At 71.9% G+C, this 22,819-nt stretch carries 15 protein-coding genes; 8 read left to right on the top strand and 7 right to left on the bottom strand.

The features are described from left to right. Positions 1–84: 84 nt before the first annotated feature. The 3 genes from glgX (at position 85) to ACFVDP_RS29010 (ending at position 4,502) form a co-directional block, all read left to right on the top strand. Complete coding sequence (gene glgX, locus ACFVDP_RS29020) at positions 85–2,376, top strand: glycogen debranching protein GlgX (protein ID WP_383495837.1); 2,292 nt, start codon at positions 85–87, stop codon at positions 2,374–2,376. Between the two features lie 126 nt (positions 2,377–2,502). Continuing rightward, a complete protein-coding gene (locus ACFVDP_RS29015; RefSeq protein ID WP_383495835.1) occupies positions 2,503–2,706 on the top strand; it encodes a hypothetical protein in 204 nt (67 codons plus the stop codon). Between the two features lie 104 nt (positions 2,707–2,810). Next, complete coding sequence (locus ACFVDP_RS29010) at positions 2,811–4,502, top strand: hypothetical protein (protein ID WP_383495832.1); 1,692 nt, start codon at positions 2,811–2,813, stop codon at positions 4,500–4,502. Positions 4,503–4,518: 16 nt separating this feature from the next. On the opposite strand, the gene ACFVDP_RS29005 is transcribed toward ACFVDP_RS29010, so the two are convergent. Then, positions 4,519–5,724: a mannosyltransferase family protein gene (locus ACFVDP_RS29005; protein WP_383496192.1), complete on the bottom strand. Its 1,206-nt coding sequence runs from the start codon at positions 5,722–5,724 to the stop codon at positions 4,519–4,521. Between the two features lie 114 nt (positions 5,725–5,838). Between ACFVDP_RS29005 and ACFVDP_RS29000 the strand changes: the two genes are divergently transcribed. After that, entirely contained in the window at positions 5,839–6,876 is a 1,038-nt protein-coding gene (locus ACFVDP_RS29000) for a haloacid dehalogenase-like hydrolase (RefSeq protein WP_383495830.1), read from the top strand. Between the two features lie 24 nt (positions 6,877–6,900). On the opposite strand, the gene ACFVDP_RS28995 is transcribed toward ACFVDP_RS29000, so the two are convergent. The 5 genes from ACFVDP_RS28995 to ACFVDP_RS28975 form a co-directional block, all read right to left on the bottom strand. Further along, the gene (locus ACFVDP_RS28995) at positions 6,901–7,548 is read right to left on the bottom strand and encodes a response regulator (protein WP_383495827.1); all 648 of its coding nucleotides are present in this window, start codon (positions 7,546–7,548) and stop codon (positions 6,901–6,903) included. Further along, positions 7,538–8,836, bottom strand: a complete 1,299-nt coding sequence (locus tag ACFVDP_RS28990; protein WP_383495824.1) for a sensor histidine kinase — start codon at positions 8,834–8,836, stop codon at positions 7,538–7,540. The genes ACFVDP_RS28995 and ACFVDP_RS28990 overlap by 11 nt, the downstream gene beginning before the upstream one ends. A 35-nt stretch (positions 8,837–8,871) precedes the next feature. Then, positions 8,872–9,648: an ABC transporter permease gene (locus ACFVDP_RS28985; protein ID WP_383495821.1), complete on the bottom strand. Its 777-nt coding sequence runs from the start codon at positions 9,646–9,648 to the stop codon at positions 8,872–8,874. Then, on the bottom strand, positions 9,645–10,580 hold the full coding sequence (locus ACFVDP_RS28980; protein WP_383495818.1) for an ABC transporter ATP-binding protein: 936 nt from the start codon (positions 10,578–10,580) through the stop codon (positions 9,645–9,647). The genes ACFVDP_RS28985 and ACFVDP_RS28980 overlap by 4 nt, the downstream gene beginning before the upstream one ends. 107 nt (positions 10,581–10,687) lie before the next feature. After that, complete coding sequence (locus tag ACFVDP_RS28975) at positions 10,688–11,494, bottom strand: hypothetical protein (RefSeq protein ID WP_383495815.1); 807 nt, start codon at positions 11,492–11,494, stop codon at positions 10,688–10,690. Between the two features lie 349 nt (positions 11,495–11,843). On the opposite strand from ACFVDP_RS28975, the gene ACFVDP_RS28970 reads away from it, so the two are divergent. The 4 genes from ACFVDP_RS28970 (at position 11,844) to ACFVDP_RS28955 (ending at position 20,176) form a co-directional block, all read left to right on the top strand. Further along, complete coding sequence (locus tag ACFVDP_RS28970) at positions 11,844–13,697, top strand: ABC transporter ATP-binding protein (protein WP_383495812.1); 1,854 nt, start codon at positions 11,844–11,846, stop codon at positions 13,695–13,697. After that, the gene (locus tag ACFVDP_RS28965) at positions 13,694–15,589 is read left to right on the top strand and encodes an ABC transporter ATP-binding protein (RefSeq protein WP_383495809.1); all 1,896 of its coding nucleotides are present in this window, start codon (positions 13,694–13,696) and stop codon (positions 15,587–15,589) included. The genes ACFVDP_RS28970 and ACFVDP_RS28965 overlap by 4 nt, the downstream gene beginning before the upstream one ends. Positions 15,590–16,117: 528 nt before the next feature. Further along, positions 16,118–18,190: a M4 family metallopeptidase gene (locus tag ACFVDP_RS28960; RefSeq protein ID WP_383495806.1), complete on the top strand. Its 2,073-nt coding sequence runs from the start codon at positions 16,118–16,120 to the stop codon at positions 18,188–18,190. Positions 18,191–18,436: 246 nt separating this feature from the next. Next, entirely contained in the window at positions 18,437–20,176 is a 1,740-nt protein-coding gene (locus ACFVDP_RS28955; protein ID WP_383495804.1) for a M4 family metallopeptidase, read from the top strand. On the opposite strand, the gene glgP is transcribed toward ACFVDP_RS28955, so the two are convergent. Then, positions 20,062–22,683 carry an alpha-glucan family phosphorylase gene (glgP, locus tag ACFVDP_RS28950; RefSeq protein WP_383495801.1) on the bottom strand — a complete coding sequence of 874 codons (2,622 nt, stop codon included), beginning with the start codon at positions 22,681–22,683 and terminating at the stop codon, positions 20,062–20,064. The genes ACFVDP_RS28955 and glgP overlap by 115 nt on opposite strands. Between the last annotated feature and the right edge of the window lie 136 nt (positions 22,684–22,819).

The raw sequence follows: 22,819 nt of genomic DNA, 5'->3' as shown, positions 1-22,819 counted from the left end.
TGGGGAGGGCTTGAGGGGAGCGCGGCCGGGACGCCGCACGCCCGGCTCCGGCCCGCCAGTCGTGGAGCCGCGGGAGGCTGACAGGTGTCGAGCGCACCCGAACAGGAGACGCTGCCGTCCGGCACGGGAACAGCCGTGCCGGACGGCCGGGCGGGTCAGGGGCGGCCGGTGCCGTCCGCGCTGGTCGGGCGGGGCCGGGACCGGGAGTTCACACCCCCGGTGGGCCCGGTGTGGCCGGGGACGTCGATGCCGCTCGGGGCCCGGTTCCGGGTCGGCCCCGACGGGGTCGCGGGCACCAACTTCGCGCTGTGGGCGGGCGGCGCGGAGCGGGTGGAGCTGTGCCTGTTCGACGAGGAGGGCCGCGAAAGCCGTTCGACGCTGGCCGAGTTGACGCACGAGATCTGGCACGGCTTCGTGCCCGGGGTGCGCCCGGGGCAGCGCTACGGCTTCCGGGTGCACGGCCGCTGGGACCCGTGGACGGGCGCCCGCTGGAACCCGGCGAAGCTGCTCCTCGATCCGTACGCGCGCGCGGTGGACGGCGAGTTCGGGCTGCCGCCGGAGGTCTACGGGCACGTACGGGACTGGCCGGACCAGCAGGTCGCGGACACCGTGCGCGACGACCGGGACTCGGCGCCGTACGTCCCCAAGGGCGTGGTGGTGCACGACGACGCGCCCGACGACGAGTGGGCGGACGACCGGCGGCCGAAGACGCCGTGGGCGGACTCGGTCATCTATGAGCTGCACGTACGCGGCTTCACGCGGCAACATCCGGGGATACCGGAGGAGTTGCGGGGCACGTACGCGGGTCTCGCGCACCCGGCCGCGATCGAGCACCTGGTGAAGCTGGGCGTGACGGCGGTGGAGCTGCTGCCGGTGCACCAGTTCGCCCACGAGGACCATCTGCTGCGCCGTGGCCTGAAGAACTACTGGGGCTACAACTCGATCGGTTACTTCGCCCCGCACGCGGCGTACGCGGCCGCCGGCACGGGCGGGCAGCAGGTGGGCGAGTTCAAGCGGATGGTGCGGGCGCTGCACGACGCGGGGATCGAGGTCATCCTCGACGTCGTCTACAACCACACGGCGGAGGCCGGCGAGCTGGGCCCGATGCTGTCCCTCAAGGGCATCGACAACCGCGGCTACTACCGTCTCCAGAACGACGCCCGGCACTACGCCGACTACACGGGCTGCGGCAACACCCTGCACGTCGTCCAGCCGCACGTGCTGCGGCTCATCACCGACTCGCTGCGCTACTGGGTGACGGAGATGGGCGTCGACGGCTTCCGTTTCGATCTGGCGGCGGCCCTCGCCCGCTCGATGCACGACGTGGACATGCTCTCCCCGTTCCTCGCCGTCATCGCCCAGGACCCCGTCCTGCGGCGCGTGAAGCTGATCGCGGAGCCGTGGGACGTGGGGTCGGGCGGCTATCAGGTGGGGGCGTTCCCGCCGCTGTGGACGGAGTGGAACGACCGCTACCGCAATGCCGTACGGGACTTCTGGCGCGGCGCGCTGCCCGACGTACGGGATCTCGGCTACCGCCTGTCCGGGTCGAGCGACCTGTACGCGTGGGGCGGGCGCAGGCCGTACGCGTCGGTCAACTTCATCACCGCGCACGACGGTTTCACCCTGCGCGACCTGGTGAGTTACGAGCGCAAGCACAACGAGGCCAACGGCGAGGGCAACCGCGACGGGTCGAACGACAACCGTTCGTGGAACTGCGGCGCCGAGGGCGAGCCGGCCGAGCCGTCGGTGGCGGTCCTGCGCAGGCGGCAGCTGCGGAACCTGCTGACGACGCTGCTGCTGTCGACGGGCGTGCCGATGCTGGTCGCGGGCGACGAGTTCGGGCGCACCCAGCGCGGCAACAACAACGCCTACTGCCAGGACAACGAGATCAGCTGGGTGGACTGGAGCCTCCTCGAAGAGCCGGGCTGGCGGGCGCTGTTCGACCTGGCGTCCCGGCTGATCGCGCTGCGCCACAAGCACCCGGTGCTGCGCCGCCGGGCGTTCTTCTCGGGGCGCGCGCACTCGGCGGACGGGCTGCGGGACCTGGCCTGGTTCACGTCCCGGGGTACGGAGATGACGGAGCGGGACTGGTACGCGCCGGCGGCGACGCTCGGCATGTACCTCTCCGGGCGCGACATCCCGGGCCGGGACGCCCGCGGCGAGCCGGTCGAGGACGACAGCTTCCTCGCGGTGCTGCACGCGGGCGACCGCGCGGAGAGCTTCGTGCTGCCCGGCGAGCCGTGGGCCAGGGAGTACGAGGTCGTCGTCGACACCGGGCAGGAGGCGCAGGCGGCGGCGCCCGGCGTGCGGCATCCGGCGGGCAGCGCGGTCATGGTGGGGGCGCGCACGGTATTGCTCCTCCAAGTACGAGCCTAGGGCTTTTCTTCGGAATTCCCTTACTCGATTCTTGACTTACTTCGATCTTATTCACCGGCACAAGTGCAGCGCTTTGCCTTTTCTTTCGGGGTGGATATTCCGGGCATCGAAGAGAAAGAGAAAGATATGCTCAGCGAAGCTGAGCTCGAGGGCCAGTCCGTCGGCCTGCTGCCGAGCCGTGAGGCGCTCGGCGTCCTGAAGTTCCATTGCGGCACCCCCGTGCGGCACTCCGTCGGCTGCCTGCCGCAGCCGCCGCACCACGGCCCGCCGGCGCACCACGAGCCCGTGCACCACCAGCCGGTGCACCACGGCGAGCCCGGCCGCCGCTGACCTCCGCCTCAGACGGCCGGTGCGGTCTCTTCCCGGCTCCTGGCAGGGACCGCACCGGTCATGAGGAAAAGAAATCGAAACAAAAGAGAAAGGCCCGCCCAGAAATGGAGGTGGTGCGGCTCACCGAACCCGTATATCTGGCCCGCCGCGCCGACGGCCAGATGATCAGGCTCTCGTATCTGCTGTATCTCACCGCGTCCGAGATCGACGGCAGAAGTGATGGTGAGGCGATTGCCGAACGGGTCGGCAGGGAATTCGGGAAAGAGGACAGCGCGGACAACATCCGGTTTCTGGTGGAGCACAAACTCCAGCCCCTGGGAGTGACGGCACCGCCCGACGCCGTGTCCGCGGCGCTGCCCGCCGACGCCCCGCGCTCCGACCTGCTGCTCGGACTGATGGGCCGGCGCACACTCGTGCCCGCCCCGGCGGTCCGGGCGGCGGCGCGCGTCCTGGCCCCGGTGCACCGGCCGCTCGTCGTCGCGGCCGTGCTGCTGGCCGCGGCCGCGATGGACGGCTGGCTGTTCCTCGTGCACGGCGCGGTGCCCGCACTGCTCACCGCCCTCGACGAACCCCTCCCTCTCCTGGGGGTGTTCGGGCTGGTGGTGGCCTCGCTGGTGTTCCACGAGTTCGGCCACGCCTCCGCCTGCCGGTACGCGGGCGCGACCCCGGGCCGCATCGGCTGCGCGCTCTATCTGGCGTGGCCCTCCCTGTACACGGACGTGACGGATGTGTACCGGGCGGGCCGCGCCGGACGGCTGCGCACCGATCTGGGCGGGGTGTACTTCAACGTCGTCTTCATGCTCGGCCTCGTCGGCCTCTACGGCGCGACGGGCTGGAACTTCCTGCTGGCCGCCGTCTATCTGGGGCACTTCGAGATCTTCGAGCAGCTGATGCCGGCGGCCCGGCTCGACGGCTACTACATCCTGGCCGACGTCGCCGGGGTGCCCGACCTGTACGGGCAGATCGGCCCGGTGCTGCGCGGACTGCTGCCCCGGCGCCGAAAAGCGCACGGCGCGGCGGGCGCGCTGGCGCTCACCCGCGGTGCCCGCACCCTGATCGGGCTGTGGGCGCTGGTGCTGGTGCCGCTGGTCGTCACCGACCTCGGCTACAGCCTGTGGAACCTGCCGCGGATCGCCGCGACGGCCACCCGCTCGCTCACCGCCCAGTACGCAGCCGCCGTGGCGGCCGCCTCCGGCGGGCATCCGGCCGCGTGCGCGGTCCCGGCGATCGGCCTGTTCCTGCTGCTGCTTCCGCTGGTCGGGATCGCCGTGCTGCTGGCGCGGGTGCTGCGCCGGCTCGGGCGGGTGGCGCTCACCGCGACCGCCCGCCGCCGCCCCCTGCGGGTGGCGGTGTGCTCGATCGCGCTGGCCGGGGTGATCAGCACCGGATCCGGCTGGCTGGCGGGGCGGACCCCGGAGCCGCTTCCCCCGCACACGTCCGCACCGCTGTTCGGGCACGCCGTGCGGGTGCGGCACGCGACGCAGACCGCGCACCGGCGTCCCGTGCCCCACGCGCCGCCGGTGACCCGCGGCCCCTCCCCCGCGCCGAGGGAGGTACCGGCGCCCCGGCCCGCGCGGGTCGCCCGGCACACCCCGCACCCGAAGACACCGACGGCGTCCCCGCACCGGCCCGCCGGGCGGCCCGCGCCACGGGTGTCCGCGTCGGCCTCCGGGGCCCCGGCGCCCGGCGCGTCCCCCTCGGTGTCGGACGCACCCTCCCCGAGCCGGTCGGCGACGGCGTCCCCCGGCCTCTCCCCGACCGGCCGCGGCTCGGGCCCGCCCTCAGCCGGGTCGTAGGACGTGTGGCGAAAGCTCACAGCGGCTGCTTGGCCAGCACCACCAGATACGCCCCGTACCAGAGGGACACCGCGCCCAGCGCCGTCGCCACCGCGACCACCTGGGCCCGGCGCGCCCACCAGCCGCGGACCATGGCCCGGGCCATCGGGATCAGCAGCGGGAACGCGGGCAGCAGGAAGCGCGGCTTGGAGCCGAACGGGCCGGACGCGAGCACCACCAGGGCCACCAGCGCGCCCGTGTACACCAGGAGCACCAGCGGCGGGCGGTCCAGGCACAGCAGGGCGAAGAGCAGCAGCGCCGCCGCGACGATGACCAGCGCCAACGGATAGCCGACCTTGCCGCCGTGCAGGAACAGCGCGCGCAGGAAGCGCAGTTCCTGGAGGCCGAAGTCGATCCGGGAGTTCCAGGCGGCCTGCACGGTGAAGTAGCCGTGCAGCAGGTCACCGGTGCGGGCGCCGACCCACAGCACGTAGCCGGCCCAGCCCGCGGGCGCCAGCAGCGCCCCGGCCCACAGGGACGGGGGGATCCGGCCCCGGTGGCGTACGGCTTCGTGGACGGCCACGGCCAGGACGGCCGCGGCGATCGCGAAACCGCTCGGCCGTGTCAGGCCCGCGAGCGCGGACAGCAGGCCCGCGAGCAGCATGCGGGAGGTGAGCACCGCGTAGAGCGCCCAGGCTGCGAGCGCGCAGAACAGCGGCTCGGTGTAGGCGAGGGTGAGGACGACCGAGTGCGGCAGCATCGCCCACAGCGCGACGGTGACGGTGGCGACGGCGACCCCGTGGATCCGGTGGACGACCGCGTACACGCCGTAGGCCGCCGCGAGCGCCGCGCTCCACGCGATCAGCAGCGCCGCCTGATCGGTCGACAGCGGCAGCACCGTGGAGACGGCTCTGATCAGCGCCGGGTACAGCGGGAAGAACGCCCGGTCGGTCTGGATCAGCCCGGCCGCGGACTCCCGCCAGTGGTAGTCGTATCCGTGCCGGGCGATGCTCAAGTACCACTTGGAGTCCCAGGAATGCGTCAGCGTTCTGCCCGGCGAGCGCCCCACGGAACGGTCGAGGAGGACGACGAGGACGATGCCGGTGAGGCGGACGGCGGCGAACACGGCGAGCGCGCGCAGCACCCCCGCGGGCCGCGGCCGCCGGCGCCAGGCCGGGACCGAGGTGGACGGCGGCGGCCGCAGGGCCGGGACGTCGTCGGGACGCCCGGTGACGGAGGACATACCCACGCCGGTCAGCGTGTCGCCGCCGGGCGCGGCGGAACAACGGGGAATCCGGCTCCATCAGGAGAAGGCCGGTAAGAGCCGCCGGGAGGCGGCGCCCTACGATGTCCCGGCGTGACCCGCATAGATTCCCGCACCTCGCACCCCGCCGATCCCGTACGCCCCGCCGCCGGCACGGCCGTGGAAGAGATCGCCGCCGAACTGCCGCACTGGCCGCGCCCGCAGGCCAAGGAACTGGCCCGGGTCATCGCGGCCCATGAACACCAGGGGGCGTACGCGACGTTCGACGCGGACAACACCACGTACCGCGGTGATCTGGAGGAGTCGCTGCTGCCCTTCCTGGAGCTGCGGGGCGTGCTGACGCGGGACACGATGGACCCCTCGCTCACGGTCGTCCCGTTCCGCGACACGGCGGACCGCCGGGAGACGCTGACCGAGTACTACGACCGGCTCTGCGCCATCGACGACCTGGTCGCCTACCCGTGGTCCGCGCAGATCTTCTCCGGGTTCACACTGGGCCGCCTCAAGGAGTACGTCGACGAGCTGATGGCGTTCGAGGGCACTCTGCCCGGCGGGGGCGGGCCGCCGCGGCTGTCGCGCGGCATGCGGGAGCTGTACCGCGCGCTGCGCTCGCACGGCATCGAGGTGTACGTGGTGAGCGCCGCGTCCGAGGAGCTCGTACGGATGCTGCTGGCCGATCCGCGCTACGGCTACGACGTGCCGCCGCAGAACGTGATCGGGGCCGGGGCTCTGCTCAGGGACCCCGCGACCGGCGACGTGACGAGCTCCCGCAAGGAGTTCGCGGCCGGCACCTACGACCAGGAGGCGCTGGCTGAAAGGGAGTTGACGTCGACGCTGCTGGCCCCGCTGACCTGGTGCGAGGGGAAACCGGCCGCCATCCGTACGTACATCGACGCGTGGCGCGGACCGGTGCTCGCCGCCGGGGACACGCCCGCGAGCGACGGTCCGATGCTGCTGCGGTCGGTGGACGTCGAGCGCGGGGGCGTACGGGTGTGGGTCGACCGGGGTGCGAGTTCGCGCGCGGAGCTGGCGCGGCTGACGGCGGATGCGGCGCGGCGCCAGCGCGAGCTGGGGCTGCCGGTGACGGCCGACCGCGGGTGGGTGACGGTGACGCCGGAGCAGATCGCCTGAGGAGCGGGGCCGGGGCCGGGGGCCTCAGCCCAGGATCTTGCGGTCGTACGCCACCGCGACCGCCGCCGCGCGGTCCTTGACGCCCAACTTGCCGTAGATGTGGGTGAGATGGGTCTTGACCGTGGCCTCGCTGATGAACAGCTCGCGCGCGATCTCCTTGTTCGAAGTGCCCCGGGCGACCAGGACGAGGACTTCGCGCTCGCGGGCGGAGAGGGCCTCGTCGGCGGGGGCGGCGGGCGTGCGGACCGCGGTGACCAGGCGGGAGGCGACCGCCGGGGAGAGCACGGTGCGGCCCTCGGCCGCCGCGCGGACCGCCGCGAAGAGTTCCTCGCGCGGGGCGTCCTTGAGGAGGTAGCCGGTGGCGCCCGCCTCGATCGCGGGCAGGGTGTCGGAGTCCGTGTCGTACGTCGTCAGGACCAGGACGCGGGCGCGGGCCCCGCGACGGGCCAGTTCCCTGATGGCGTCGACACCGCCGCCGCCCGGCATGCGCAGGTCCATCAGGACGACGTCCGGGTCGAGTTCGGCCGTGCGGGCGACCGCCTCCACCCCGTTCGCCGCCTCGCCGAGGACCGTGAAGCCGGGCGCGGACTCGAACATGCCGCGGACGCCGTCGCGCACGACCGGGTGGTCGTCGACGATCAGGAGGGTGATGGCGCTGCTGTCACTGGTCATGGGGCACCAAAGGTACGCGAGCGGAGATCGCCGTGCCGCTGCCCGGCTCCGACTCGATCGTGACGTCGCCCGCGAGGCGTTCCGCGCGGGCCCGCATGCCGTCGAGGCCGAAGCCCGCGCTGCCGGTCCTGGCGGGCAGGGCGAGCGGGTCGAAGCCGCGGCCGTCGTCGCGCACGTCGAGGGTGACCTCGCCCGCCATGAAGGACAGGGTGACGCCGAGCCGGGTGGCGTGGGCGTGCCGGGCGGCGTTGGACAGGGCCTCCTCGGTGATCCGGAGCAGGGTCGCCTCGATCTCGTCGTGGAGCGGCTGGGCGGTGCCGGTGAGGGTGAACTCGGCGCGCACGCCGGTGCGTCCGCCCCAGTCGGCGACCGTCTTCTTCAGGGCCTCGGGCAGGCTGGCGTCGGCGAGGGCCGCGGGCGAGAGGTTGTGCACGGAGCGGCGGGCCTCGCCGAGGCTGTGCCGGGCGAGGGCGTCGGCGCGGTCCAGGTGCTCGCGGGCCTTCTCCAGGGTCGGGGCGTTCTTGACGACCTGGATCTGGGCGATGATGCCGGTCAGGCCCTGCGCGATGGTGTCGTGGATCTCGGCGGCCAGCCGGCGGCGCTCGTCGGCGACGCCCGCCTCCCGCGCCTGGACGAGGAGCTGGGAGGCAAGCTGGGCGTTCTCGTCGAGGGCCGCCTGGAGGGCCGCGTTGGTCTCGGCCAGCTCGTGGATCGTGCGGACCTGGACGCGGGCCCGCTCCTGCTCCTTCTCCTGGAGGTGGCCGGTGATGACGACGAAGGCCATGTTGGCGACGACGAGCGCGCCGAACACGGCCCAGCCGAGCGGCCCGTCGGGCCACAGCCCGCCGGACTGGGAGCCCGCCACGACGACGACCGAGGCGAGGATGCCGGGCCGCTGCTGCCAGCGCGGCAGCAACCGGTCGGCGTCGTAGTAGCCGGTCGCGGCGAAGAACGCGAAGAACGGGTTGACCATGGTGACGACGAACGCGATCGCCCACCGCGTCCAGTAGAGGCCCGCGCTCAGGGCCGACACCCGCATCGGCTCCGGCTCCACCACGGTCCAGGCCAGCTGGAGCACGAGCGCCAGGGCGGACAGGCCGCCCGCGACGTACCAGTCGGTGCGGCTCATGCCGATCACGTCGGAGGTGGCGGCCACCAGCACGACCCCGACCGCGAGCAGCACGTACGCGCCGTAACGGTGCACGACGCGCCAGGGGCTCTCGACGGTGGCGACGGCGTCGGCGAGTTCGGCGGCGGCCGTGGCGTCGCGTACGGATCCTTGGGACATGCCGTCAGTGTGCCGGGTCGCGCCGTGCGTCATGCTCACTCCCAGCGGAACCAGCGGGCGGCGGCGCCGGACAGGCCGACGGCCCACACGGCGAGCACCAGCAGGTGCGACCAGCCCGGCCAGTCCCCCGCCATCGCCTGGTTCAGGGCCTGGGCGGCGGCGCCGAACGGGGTCAGCTCGACGATGTGCGCGAGCGCGTCCGGCATCGCCTGGACCGGGACCCACACGCCCGCGCAGAACATCGCGGGGAAGAAGACGACGGTGCCGATCGCGTTGGAGATCTTCGTCGTACGGGCCCGGGAGGCGATCAGGGCGCCCAGGGCGAGGGCGACGACGACGGACAGCACGAGGGCGAGGAGATACCCGGGGATCTGGCGCGGCAGGGCGACGTCGAAGGCCGCGCGGCCGACGGCGAGGCAGAGCGCGACGCCGACGAGGACGGCGGCCCCGTGGATCCCCATCTGGGCGCTGAGCAGCGTGGACGGGCGGACCGGCGTCGTCGACATCCGGCGCAGGATGCCGCGCTCGCGGTACCCGGTGATGATCGGCGGCATGGACTGGATGCCGCCCGCGATCATGGCGAGCAGCACGGTGACGGGCACGTACGCGTCGACGAGGCGGATCCCGCCGAGTCCGGCGTCGGCCTCCCGGAAGGAGGGGATGGAGCCGAGGATCACCAGCAGGACGACGGGGAACAGCAGGATGCCGATGAGGCTGCCGGCCTCGCGCCGGAAGAGGGTGAACTCGGCCTTCAGGACGGCTTTGTTCGGGGCGTTGGTGACGATGGTGTTGGTGACGACGGCGGTGCTCATGACTGGCCGACTCCCGTCAGGTCGAGGAACGCGTCGTCCAACGTGGCGTCGGAGACCCGCAGCTGGTGGGCGGTGATGTGGTGCCGGGCGAGCAGGCTGATCACCGCGTTGACGGTCTCGTCGCTGCCGGTGAGCGTGATCCGGCCGTCGCGGTGGCCGGTGGAGGCGAGGCCCGGCAGTTCTGCCAGGTCACCTTCGGGCAGCGGGCCCGAGGGGGTGAAGGAGATGACGGTCGCGCCCGCGGCCTGCCGGATCAGTCCGGCCGGGGTGTCGAGCGCGGCGACCTGCCCCTTGTCGATGACGGCGATGCGGTCGCAGAGCCGCTGCGCCTCCTCCATGAAGTGCGTGACGAGCAGCACGGTGACGCCGCTGTCCCGTACGTCCTCGATCAGCGCCCAGGTGTCACGGCGGGCGCGCGGGTCGAGGCCGGTGGTCAGTTCGTCGAGGACGACGATGCGCGGGTTGCCGACGAGCGCGAGGGCGATGAACAGCCGCTGTTTCTGGCCACCGCTGAGCTTGGCGAACCGGGTGCCGAGCTTCTCGGTCAGCCGCAGCCGCTCGGCCAGCGGCCGCCAGTCGACGGGGTCGGGGTAGATCGCCGAGTACAGCTCCAGGGCTTCCTTCACGGTGAGCTTGGGCTGGATCTCGCTCTCCTGGAGCTGGGCGCCCAGGATGCGGGTGACGGCGGCGTGTTCGCGCACCGGGTCGAGCCCGGCGACGCGGACCTGCCCCGCGTCGGGGGTGCGCAGCCCTTCGACGCACTCGACGGTGGTGGTCTTCCCGGCCCCGTTGGGCCCGAGGATCCCGAAGATCTCCCCTTCGTCGACGGAGAAGGACACCCCGTCGACGACGGCCCGCCCGTCGTAGGCCTTGCGCAGCCCGCTCACCTCGATGAGCGGTGCCGTGGCGGTGGTACTGGTCCCTGTCGTCATGCCTCAAGACTCCCGGCGCGGCCGGGGTCCGGACATCGCCCATCACGCTCGAAGGCCCATCAACCGATCGGTTGATGGGCCGGTACGACTCGGGGCGCCGACGGTCGCTAGCCGACCGTGACGGAGTCCCCCGGGGAGGTGCTGACCCCGGTGGTGGAGTTCCCGTAGTACTTCCAGCGCCAGGTGCCGCTCTTGTCGGCGGTGACGGTCGTGGACAGCTTCCCGGTGCTGCTCGCGGTGACGGCCTTCACCGAGGTGTAGGTGTCCGAACCGGCGGGCTTGAACTGCAGGTACACCTTGCGGCCGCCGTAGTTCACGTACTTGTGCGCGGACCAGTCGGCGCGGGAGACGACACCGGTGACGGTGATCTTCTTGCCCTTGACGGCGGGTTCGGGCGAGGCGTTGGCGGTCAGCCGGGAGTACCGCTGGAGGGCCACGGTGCCGGAGAGGCCGTCGGTGTCCCAGCTGCCGTTCGGCTTGATGCCGGTGCCGGCGGTCTTCCAGGCGGTGGCGTCGCTGTTGACGAGCGAGCCGCCGTTGCCGCTGGGCATGTGGCGCGGGTCGATGTCGATCGACCACTTGCAGGCGCGGGTCGTCACCCCGCCGCTCGTCGACTTCGAGCAGCTCCACTCCGTCTCGCTGCCGGCCAGCGTGTAATCGCTCTTGCCGAGCGTGCCGCGGTAGGCGAACACCTCCCACGCGTCGAGCGTCGACGTGCTCTTCACGGTGAACGTCAGCGGCACGGTCACCGCGTTCGTCGTGCCGACGACGATCGGGTTCCCGTCGTTGAAGACGACCTTCGAGAAGGAGACGCCGCCCTCGTAGGTGGCGGCTTCAGCGGTCAGGGCGGTGGTGCCGACGAGGCCCAGCCCTATCGCTCCGGACAGCAGCCCGAAGCCGAGCCTTGTTCTCAATCGATGCTCCTCAGGAGTCATGAGCTACGAGAATTGTCGTCCGGTCATGCTGAACGACCGGTGCCGACGATCAGGAGAACGGATCGGCCTCGGGGCCCGATCCGGCAGGAACCAGCGGCCGGGTACCTCACGGTCGCGCTCTGCCCCCGGTCGCGCATGGCCCGGATGATCTTAGCTTCCACGTGGCCGGCAGCAGGATGCGCGGCTCCCGGCCCGGGCGGCGCCTCGCTGCTCGACGGCACCGGGATCCACGCCCGGACCCCGCACACCGTGCCCCGCCTGTGAGACGTCGGGATCCAGCCCGAAACCCGGTGGGCGTTGTCGGTGCCGAACCGTAGTCTCACCTCTGATGACGACTACAGATGCAACGACCACGGATCCTGACCGGAGTGACGGTACGCCCCAACCGGCTCCGCCCGTAAGGCAGTCGGCCGTGCGCACGCTGGCGCGGCTGTGGCCGTACGTACGCCCCGTGCGGGCCCGCTGGGCGGGGGCGGCCGTGACCGCCGTGGTCGCGTCGTGTCTCGGGCTCGTGTTCCCGCTCGTGCTGAAGTGGATCGTCGACGGGCCGGTGACCGACCGGGACCCGTCCGGGGTGTGGCTCGGCGCCGGGGTGCTGCTCGCGCTCGGTGTCGCGGAGGCGCTGCTGTTCGGGCTGCGGCGCTGGCTGGTGGCGCGGCCGCTCGCCGGGGTCGAGGCGGGGATGCGGGCCGATCTGTACCGGCACCTTCAGCGGATGCCGGTGGCGTTCCACGACAAGTGGGCCTCCGGGCAGCTGCTGTCACGTGCCACGACCGATCTCATGGTCGTGCGGATGTTCCTGGCGTTCCCGCTGACGTTCCTCATCGTCAACACGGTGACGATCGTGGCGGGCCTCGGCGTCCTGGTGGTGCAGGACTGGGGGCTCGGGCTCGTCCTGCTGGCGCCCGCCGTGCCGTTGATGGCGGTCTGTTACCGGTTCGAGCACGGGTACGCGGAGGCGTCGCGCCGGGCGCAGGACCAGGTCGGCGATCTGACCACGGTCGTCGAGGAGTCGGTGCTCGGCATCCGGATCATCAAGGGGTTCGGGCGGCACCGCAGCCAGGCGCGGGCGTTCCGGGAGCTGTCGCAGACCGTGCGCGGCACCGAGCTGACCAAGGCGCGGCTGCTCGCCGGGATCCTGTTCGTCATCACCCTGCTGCCCGAACTGGCGCTCGGCGCGGCGCTGGTGCTCGGCACGGTGCGGGTCGCGGACGGCGATCTGTCGGCGGGGACGCTGGTGGCGTTCCTGTCGACGGCGCTCGCGCTGCGCTGGCCCATCGAGTCCATCGGGTTCCTGCTCGCGATGAGCCAGGAGGCGGCGACCGCGACGCGGCGCTACTTCGAGGTGATGGACGAGAAGGAGGAGGATCCGCGCGTGCACGAGCAGGGCGCGCGGGTCGGCGCTCAGGGCGGCAGCGGACTGCGCTTCGAGGGCGTCGGGTTCCGCTACCCGGACGCGGCCCCCGGCTCCGTTCCGACGCTGGCCCGGATCGATCTGCACATCCGCTCCGGCGAGACGATGGCGCTGGTCGGCGCGACCGGCAGCGGCAAGACCACGCTGACCGCGCTCGTGCCGCGCCTGTACGACGTCACGGCCGGGCGGATCACGCTGGACGGGCGGGACGTGACATCGATGCCACGCGAGGAGCTGCGCACGCTGGTGTCGGTGGCGTTCGAGGAGCCCACGCTGTTCTCGGCGTCCGTGGAGGCGAACGTGCTGATGGGCGCCCCGGACGCGACGGCGGACGACGTGGAGCGGGCGCTCGGGATCGCCCAGGCCGACTTCGTGCGGCGGCTTCCGGAGGGGGCCGGCACGGAGGTCGGCGAGCAGGGTCTGAGCCTGTCCGGCGGACAGCGGCAGCGGCTCGCGCTGGCCCGCACCGTCGTGGGCGGGCCCCGGTTCCTCGTCCTGGACGACCCGTTGTCCGCCCTCGACGTGCACACGGAGGCCGCGGTGGAGGCGGCGCTGCGGCGCGTCCTCGCGGACAGCACGGCCCTGGTGGTCGCGCACCGGCCGTCCACGGTGCTGCTCGCGGACCGGGTGGCGCTGCTTTCGGACGGGCGGATCACGGCGGTCGGCACGCACCAGGAGCTGCTGCGGACCAGTGCCGAGTACCGGCATCTGATGTCGGGGGACGACGAACACGACGCCGCCGAGGCGGGGGAGGCTGCGCGCGCATGACGACGGCACAGACGACGGCACAGGAGACCTCGGGGCGGTCGGCCCCCGAGGTCGGCGCACCGGACGAGGATTCGCGGCCCGCCAGGTCCGGCGACCCGTACGACCAGGACGACCTGCCCACGCCGAAGGGCGCGACGGGCGCGCTGCTGCGGTCGCTGCTCGCGCCCCATCGGCGTACGGCCTGTCTGACGGTGCTCGCCCTGCTGATCCAGCAGGGCGCCGTGCAGTCCGGGCCGCTGATCGTCGCGTACGCGATCGACAGCGCGGTGCCGGCGTTCCGCGACCACTCCTACGGGCCGCTGATCGCGGTCGGCATCGGCTTCCTGCTGACCGCGTGCGCGTCGGCGGCGTTCCAGTACCTCTACATCCAGCTGTCGGCCCGCGTCAGTCAGAACGTGCTGGTGGACCTGCGCGGCCGCATCTTCCGGCACTCTCAGGCGCTCAGTGTCGACTTCCACGACCGGTACACGTCGGGGCGGGTCATCTCGCGGGCGACGACGGACGTGGAGTCGCTGCGGGAGCTGCTCAGCGAGGGCCTCCAGGAACTGGTCAACGTCATTCTGGCGTCGGTCTACATCACGGTGAGCCTGCTCTGGCTCGACCTCGGCATCGGGGCGCTGGCCGCCGCGTCGTTCGTGCCGCTGTACGTGCTGATCCGGGCGTACCGGCGGCGGGCCGCGAAGGCGTACGGGGAGCGGTCCTCGGCGATCGCGACGGTCATCGTGAAGTTCGTGGAGACGATGAACGGGATCCGGCCGGTGCGGGCGTTCCGCCGCGAGGCCGCGAACGACGCGCACTTCGCGGAGCTGAACGGCCGGCACGAGCGGGCCAACGGCACGGCGCTCCTCGAGATGGCCCGCTACGTCGTCGGCTCCCGGCTCATCGCGAACACGGCGGTGGCGGGCATGGTGCTGTGGGGCGCGTACCGGGTGGCCGGCGGCACGCTGGCGCTGGGCGTGCTGGCCGCGGCGGTGCTGTTCATCCGCCGCCTGTACGACCCCATCGACCGGCTCGCGATGTTCCTCAACTCGTATGAAAGCGCGGCCGCTTCGCTGAAGAAGATCGCGGGGCTGCTCGCGCAGACGCCGTCCGTCCCGGAGCCGGTGGCGCCGCGCGAGCTGCCCGCGGCCGGGTCGGACACGGACGGGCGGCCGGGCCGCGAGGTCGTCTTCGACGACGTGTCGTTCGGTTACCGGACCGGCGGCGAGGTGCTGCCCCGCTTCGACCTGACGCTTCCCGCGGGGCAGACGGTGGCGGTCGTCGGTTCGACGGGCGCGGGCAAGTCGACGCTGGCGAAGCTGCTCTCACGCTTCTACGACCCCTCCCACGGGCGGGTCCTGCTCGACGGCGTCGACCTGCGCGAGCTGTCCACCGCCGAGCTGCGGCGGGGCGTGGTGATGGTGACGCAGGAGGCGTTCCTGTTCTCCGGGACGGTCGCCGAGAACATCGCGATCGGGCGGCCCGGGGCGAGCCGGGAGGAGATCGAGCGGGCCGCGAAGGCGATCGGCGCGCACGACTTCATCGTCGCGCTGCCCGACGGGTACGACACCGATGTGCGCAAGCGGGGCGGGCGGATCTCGGCGGGGCAGCGCCAGTTGGTGGCGTTCGCGCGGGCGCTGCTCGCGGACCCCGCGGTGCTGATCCTCGACGAGGCGACGAGCTCCCTGGACATCCCCGGGGAGCGGGCGGTGCAGCGCGCGATGGGGACGGTGCTGCGCGGCCGGACGGCCGTGGTGATCGCGCACCGGCTGTCCACGGTGGAGATCGCCGACCGGGTGCTCGTCATGGAGCACGGGCGGGTCGTGGAGGACGGATCGCCGGGTGAACTCATCGCCGGGAGCGGGGTGTTCGCGGGGCTGCACCGAGCCTGGCGGGAGTCGCTGGTGGGCTGAACGATCTTCACCGCTTGCCTCCGGGACGAAAAGCAGCCACGGCGTGAATGCGGTCGCCGGACGATCCCGGCGCGGGGAACCGGCGATGTGCTCGCCGCGAACGCGAAGCGGAACGGCACGTTCGGCCGGCCGCCGCCCCGAACGGGACGGCGGCCGGCCCCGTGGGCCTCAGCGGTGACCGCCCGGCACGGGTGCGGCGGCGGGCCGGCGGACAGGTACGGACCGCAAATTCACCGTCTCTTCACCCCCGCCCCGCACTCCGTATAACGGACGGCCTCACCCGCCCACCGAACCAAATCCGGCCAACCTCTTGATGCGCTCCTGACAGTCGGCGCTTGCTGCTGCCACTCTTCCCATCGGCCGCCGCACAACTGCTTCACAGCATCCGGGCGTTCCGGCCGCTTCACCTGCTCCATGTGCTCCATGTGCTCCACCCGCACCGCCTGCACTGCGTTCTGCCCGGACGGCCACCCGCCGCCCGTACCCCACTGGCCGCGCAATCCGCGGTCATGCAGAAGGAGTTCAGCGTTGAGAAGCTCTTCCACCTCCCACAGACGCCGCGCCACCGCGGCAGCCGCCGCCGGCGCCGTCGCCGCGCTGCTGGCCGTCGCCGTCCAGTCGGGCCCGGCCTCCGCCGACGCAACCCAGAGCACCGCGTCGGCCGCGGCCGGCATCACGGCGAACGCCACCCGCGGCGCCGACCCGGGCGCACTGCCCGCGAAGCTCTCCCCCGCCAAGCGGGCCGAGCTGCTGCGCGAGGCGAACGCCGGCAAGGCCGACACCGCGAAGGACCTCGGTCTCGGCAGCGCGGAGAAGCTCGTCGTGCGTGACGTGCTCCAGGACAAGGACGGGACGACGCACACCCGTTACGAGCGCACCTACGACGGGCTGCCCGTCCTCGGCGGCGACCTGATCGTCGACACCGCCAAGTCCGGCGCCGAGAAGGGCGTGACGAAGGCGTCGAAGGCCCAGCTCAAGAGCGTGGACACGACGGCGGACGTGAAGGCGTCCACCGCCGAGACGCAGGCCCTGAGCCTCGCGAAGGCCGACGGGTCGAAGAAGACCGAGGCCGACAAGGCGCCGCGCAAGGTGGTCTGGCTCGGCCAGGGAGCGAAGAAGGGGCAGCCCACACTCGCGTACGAGACCGTGGTCGGCGGGCTCCAGGAGGACGGCACCCCGAACGCCCTCCATGTGATCACCGACGCCACCACCGGCAAGAAGCTGCACGAGTGGCAGGCGATCGAGACGGGCACGGGCAACACCGAGTACAGCGGCACCGTCACCCTCGGCACCTCGCAGTCCGGATCGTCGTACACCCTCAACGACGCGGCACGCGGCGCCCACAAGACGTACAACCTCAACCACGGCACGTCCGGCACCGGCACCCTGTACTCCGGCAGCGACGACGTGTGGGGCAACGGCGCCGCCTCCAACACCGAGACGGCCGCCGCCGACGCCCACTACGGTGCCGCGCTGACCTGGGACTACTACAAGAACGTCCAGGGCAGGACCGGTATCCGCGGCGACGGTGTGGGCGCGTACTCCCGCGTCCACTACGGCAACAACTACGTCAACGCGTTCTGGGACGACAGCTGCTTCTGCATGACGTACGGCGACGGCTCCGGGAACGCGGCGCCGCTCACCTCGATCGACGTGGCCGCGCACGAGATGACGCACGGCGTCACCTCCAACACCGCGGGCCTGAACTACAGCGGTGAGTCGGGCGGCCTCAACGAGGCGACCTCCGACATCTTCGCGACGGCCGTCGAGTTCTACGCCGCCAACTCCTCCGACGTGGGCGACTACCTCATCGGCGAGCGGATCAACATCAACGGCGACGGCACCCCGCTGCGCTACATGGACAAGCCCAGCAAGGACGGCGCGTCCAAGGACTCCTGGTACTCCGGGATCGGCTCGGTCGACGTGCACTACTCGTCCGGTCCGGCCAACCACCTCTTCTACCTGCTCAGCGAGGGCAGCGGGACGAAGACGATCAACGGGGTCACCTACAACTCGCCGACCTCCGACGGCCTGCCCGTCACCGGCATCGGCCGCGACAAGGCCGCGCTGATCTGGTTCAAGGCGCTGACCACCAAGTTCACGTCGACGACCAACTACGCGGGTGCGCGCACCGGTGCGCTGGCGGCGGCCGGTGAGCTGTACGGGACGACGTCCACCGAGTACAAGGCGGTGCAGGACGCGTTCGCCGCGATCAACGTGGGCGCCCGCTCGGGCGGCGGCACGCCGACCGGCAAGACGTTCACCAACGACGCCAACGTGAACGTCCCCGACTACCCGGGGGCCGCGGTCACTTCGTCCGTGACCGTCTCCGGCATCACGGGGAAGGCGCCGACGAACCTCTCCGTGGGCGTGGACATCGTGCACACCTGGAGCGGTGACCTCCAGGTCGACCTGGTCGGCCCGAGCGGGAAGACGTACCGGCTGCACTCGTCGGTGTACGACCCGACCCCCAACATTCAGGCCACGTACACGGTCAACGCCTCGACGGAGACCGCGAACGGCGTCTGGAAGCTGAAGGTCCAGGACCTCGGCGCGCAGGACACGGGCTACATCAACAGCTTCAAGCTGACGTTCCCGTAGGCACCGCCCTTCCCCGAACTGGGCGCGTCGCACCGGCGGTTCAACTCCCCGGTGCGGCGCGCCCGTTCGCGTCATGGAGAGGTCACGGGCTGTTCGCAATCCGTACGTCAGTTATCGCTCAACGGACGAATTCCGGCCAACCTGCGATCGCGTACATGACACTTCCGGTCCTCAACTGTCAGAGTTTTCCCCGCCAGACCCGCACGGCAAAGCTCATCCCCCCACTTCACTTGAGGAGCTTTCTTCGTGACTCCGCACATATCGCGTCGCACCTCCCTGTCCATCGCCACGGCCGTCGCCGCCGGCGCGCTGATCGCCGGTACGTTCACCGCCACCGGCGCCGCGGCCCAGCCGTCCGCCTCCGGAGCCACCCCACTGGCTCTCAGCGCGAACGCCCGGGCGGACCTGATCAAGGACGCGAGCGCACAGACCGCCGACACGGCGAAGGAGCTGAAGCTCGGCTCGAAGGAGAAGCTGGCCGTCCGCGACGTGGTCAAGGACCGCGACGGCACCACGCACACCCGCTACGAGCGCACCTACGACGGCCTCCCGGTCATCGGCGGCGACCTGGTCGTCCACGAGTCGAAGTCCGGCAAGCGCGAGGGCGTCACCAAGGCGACCTCGAAGTCGATCGAGGTCGCGACCACCGGCGCCTCCCTCTCGGCGGCCCCGTCCGGCGCCCGCAAGATCGTCTGGGCGGCGACCGGCACGCCGAGACTCGCGTACGAGAAGGTCGTGAAGTCCACCAAGAAGGACGGCACGCCGAGCCGCTTGCACGTCGTCACGGACGCCGCGAGCGGCAAGAAGATCACGCAGTTCGACGAGATCAAGACCGGCACCGGCGAGTCCGAGTACAGCGGCAGCGTCGAGATCGGCACGACCCAGTCGGGCTCGTCGTACTCCCTCACGGACGCGACCCGCGGCGGCCACTCCACGTACGACCTCAAGAACGGCTCGTCCGGCAAGGGCACGCTGTTCACCGACGCCGACGACAAGTGGGGCGACGGCACCGTCAACGACCCCGCGACCGCCGGTGTCGACGCCGCCTACGGCGCCCAGGAGACCTGGGACTACTACAAGGAAGTCTTCGGCCGCAGCGGCATCAACGGCGACGGCAAGGGCGCCTACTCCCGCGTCCACTACGGCAACGCGTACGTCAACGCGTTCTGGGACGACAGCTGCTTCTGCATGACGTACGGCGACGGCGAGGGCAACAAGAACCCGCTCACCGCCCTCGACGTGGCCGCGCACGAGATGAGCCACGGCGTCACCGCGGCGACCGCCGGCCTGATCTACAGCGGCGAGTCCGGCGGCCTGAACGAGGCCACCTCCGACATCTTCGGCACCTCGGTCGAGTTCTACGCGAACAACAGCGAGGACGTCGGCGACTACCTCATCGGCGAAGAGATCGACATCAACGGCGACGGCTCGCCGCTGCGCTACATGGACAAGCCGAGCAAGGACGGCGCGTCCCTGGACGCATGGAAGTCGGGCGCCGGCAACGTCGACGTCCACTACTCCTCGGGCATCGCCAACCACTTCTTCTACCTGCTCAGCGAGGGCAGCGGCAAGAAGACCATCAACGGCGTCGACTACGACTCCCCGACCTCCGACGGCTCGACGGTCACCGGCATCGGCCGCGACAAGGCGGAGCAGATCTGGTTCAAGGCCCTGACGACGTACTTCACGTCGAGCACCAACTACGCGAAGGCCCGCACCGCGACCCTGAGCGCGGCCACCGACCTGTACGGGGCGGACTCGGCCGAGTACAAGGCCGTGGACGCGGCCTGGGCGGGCGGGAACGTAAGGGAGGGCGCGGGCTCACGGGTGTGGGGGGCGCCACCCCGGACTGGGGGGGCCCCCTCGCCGTGTCACCTCATGAGGACTCCGGCCCCTTCCCCCAGCGCCTCCGAAGGCACCGTCACCAACCCCGTCTCCGCCGGGGACGCCAGCAGGCGGTGGACCGGGAGGATGCGGACCGTGTAGCCGTAGGGGCCCGGGTGGTCGAGGGAGAGGGGGCCCTCGTAGGACCAGCGGCCGTCCTCGTCCGGGCCCGTGACCGGCTTCAGCGGGGCCGTCGCCGCCTCCGCGATGCTGTCCTCGGCGTCGACGCGGCCGGCGACTACCTGGACCTCGACGTCGTCGGGGCCCAGCTCGCCGAGGGCGACGCGGACGTGGAGGGCGAGGGTGGCGCCCAGTTCGGCCGAGGTCGTGGACGCCTCCACGTGGTCGACGGCGACCCGTGGCCAGGCCGCGCGGATCCGGGACTTCCAGGCGGCCAGCTCCCGGGCGGCGTCCGGGGTGAGCGCCCGGTCGGCGCGGGCGGCGGGCGCGTACAGCTTCTCGACGTACTCGCGCACCATGCGGCCGGCCAGCACCTTGGGGCCGAGGTGGGTGAGGGTCTGGCGGACCATCTCGATCCAGCGGTCGGGCAGGTCCTCCGGGCCGCGCTCGTAGAAGCGGGGCGTCACCCGGTTCTCCAGGAGTTCGTAGAGGGCGTTCGCCTCCAGGTCGTCGCGGCGGTTCTCGTCGGTGGCGGTGCCGTCGGCCGTCGGGATCGCCCAGCCGAAGTCCGGCTCGAACCATTCGTCCCACCAGCCGTCCAGGACCGAGAGGTTGAGGCAGCCGTTCAGGGCCGCCTTCATCCCGGACGTGCCGCAGGCCTCCAGCGGGCGCAGCGGATTGTTGAGCCAGATGTCGCAGCCGGGGTAGAGCTTCTGCGCCATCGCCATGCCGTAGTCGGGCAGGAACACGATGCGGTGGCGCACGCGCGGGTCGTCGGTGAAGCGGACCAGTTCCTGGACCAGCCGCTTCCCGCCGTCGTCGGCCGGGTGGGCCTTGCCCGCGACGACGATCTGGACGGGGCGCTCCTCGTCGAGCAGCAGCCGCATCAGCCGGTCCGGGTCGCGCAGCATCAGGGTGAGGCGCTTGTACGAGGGGACGCGGCGCGCGAACCCGATGGTCAGGACGTCCGGGTCGAGGACGCCGTCGATCCAGCCGAGTTCGGCCGAGCCCGCGCCGCGCTGCCGCCACGACGCGGCGAGCCGCGCGCGCACCTCGTCCACCAGCTGGCCCCGCAGCGACCTGCGCAGCTCCCAGATGTCCCGGTCAGCGATGTCGCCGACGGCGTCCCAGCGGTCCGAGCCGCCGACCGACAGGGCGTCCTCGGTGCGCCGCTCGCCGATCCGGCGGGCGCCGAGCCGGAACACCTCGGGGGCGACCCAGGTCGGGGCGTGCACCCCGTTCGTCACCGAGGTGATGGGGACCTCCTCCGGGTCGAACCCCGGCCAGAGCCCCGAGAACATCCCCCGGCTGACGGCGCCGTGCAGCGTCGAGACGCCGTTCGCGCGCTGCGCGAGTCGGAGGCCCATCACGGCCATGTTGAAGACGTTGGGGTCGCCGCCCGGGTACGTCTCCATGCCGAGGCCGAGGATGCGTTCCACGTCCAGCGACGGGAGTTCGGCCCCGTCCCCGAAGTGCCGGGCGACCAGTTCGCGGTCGAAGCGGTCGATGCCGGCCGGGACCGGGGTGTGCGTGGTGAAGACGGCGCCGGCCCGGACCGCCTCGGTCGCGGCGTCGAAGTCGAGCCCGTGCGCGCCGAGTTCGGCGATGCGCTCCACGCCGAGAAAGCCCGCGTGGCCCTCGTTGGTGTGGAAGACCTCGGGCGGCGCGTGCCCGGTCAGCCGGCAGTACAGGCGCACCGCGCGCACCCCGCCGATGCCGAGCAGCATCTCCTGGAGGAGCCGGTGCTCGCTGCCGCCGCCGTAGAGCCGGTCGGTCACCTCGCGTTCGTGGACGTCGTTCTGCTCGACGTCGGAGTCCAGCAGGAGCAGCGGCACCCGGCCGACCTGGGCCTGCCAGATCCGCGCCAGGAGGCTGCGCCCGCCCGGCAGGGCCAGAGCGATGTGCGCGGGAGTGCCGTCGGGCTCGCGCAGCAGGGACAGCGGCAGTTCGTTGGGATCGGTGACCGGATACGTCTCCTGCTGCCAGCCGTCCCGGGACAGCGACTGCCGGAAGTATCCGTGCCGGTAGAGGAGTCCTACGCCGATCAGCGGGACCCCGAGATCGCTCGCGGCCTTGAGATGGTCACCGGCGAGGATGCCGAGACCTCCCGAGTACTGCGGCAGTGCGGCGGTGATGCCGAACTCGGGCGAGAAGTAGGCGATGCAGGACGGCAGCCGCGCCGGGCCGCCGCTCTGGCTCTGATACCAGCGGTCGTCGTGGAGATAGCCGCGCAGATCGCCGGCGACCTCGCTCAACCGTGCCAGAAAGGCTTCGTCGGTACTGAGTTGGGCGAGCCGGGAGGGTGGCACGTCACCGAGCAGCCGCATCGGATCGCCGTCGGACGCGGCCCAGCGCGCCGGGTCGACCAGGGCGAACAGATCGCGGGTCCCGGGATGCCAGGACCAGCGCAGATTGCGTGCCAACTCGTGCAGTGGGGCGAGGGGTTCGGGCAGGACCGGACGTACGGTGAATCGACGGATGGCCTTCACGTGATCACCTCGACAAGTACGCAGGGACACAGCGGACCGGGCCGGCACATCGACGTGCGGCCCGGCCTCCGACGGTAGTGCGCGGCCACGCCGCTAGCCACGGCGCACGGCGGGGCGCCCGGAATCCGCCCTTGCC

It is taken from the genome of Streptomyces sp. NPDC057694, from assembly GCF_042799415.1.
In the GTDB taxonomy this organism is placed as follows: Bacteria; Actinomycetota; Actinomycetes; order Streptomycetales; family Streptomycetaceae; genus Streptomyces.
The sequence above is the reverse complement of the archived record's forward strand: the minus strand, read 5'-3'. Positions and strand labels throughout refer to the sequence as shown.

Excerpts from the sequence above, each read along its gene's own strand:
- ACFVDP_RS28970 (WP_383495812.1), top strand. The coding sequence starts at position 11,844 with ATGACGACTACAGATGCAACGACCACGGATCCTGACCGGAGTGACGGT.
- ACFVDP_RS29005 (WP_383496192.1), bottom strand. The coding sequence starts at position 5,724 with ATGTCCTCCGTCACCGGGCGTCCCGACGACGTCCCGGCCCTGCGGCCG.
- ACFVDP_RS28980 (WP_383495818.1), bottom strand. The coding sequence starts at position 10,580 with ATGACGACAGGGACCAGTACCACCGCCACGGCACCGCTCATCGAGGTG.
- ACFVDP_RS28985 (WP_383495821.1), bottom strand. The coding sequence starts at position 9,648 with ATGAGCACCGCCGTCGTCACCAACACCATCGTCACCAACGCCCCGAAC.
- ACFVDP_RS29015 (WP_383495835.1), top strand. The coding sequence starts at position 2,503 with ATGCTCAGCGAAGCTGAGCTCGAGGGCCAGTCCGTCGGCCTGCTGCCG.
- ACFVDP_RS29010 (WP_383495832.1), top strand. The coding sequence starts at position 2,811 with ATGGAGGTGGTGCGGCTCACCGAACCCGTATATCTGGCCCGCCGCGCC.
- ACFVDP_RS28965 (WP_383495809.1), top strand. The coding sequence starts at position 13,694 with ATGACGACGGCACAGACGACGGCACAGGAGACCTCGGGGCGGTCGGCC.
- ACFVDP_RS28990 (WP_383495824.1), bottom strand. The coding sequence starts at position 8,836 with ATGTCCCAAGGATCCGTACGCGACGCCACGGCCGCCGCCGAACTCGCC.
- ACFVDP_RS28995 (WP_383495827.1), bottom strand. The coding sequence starts at position 7,548 with ATGACCAGTGACAGCAGCGCCATCACCCTCCTGATCGTCGACGACCAC.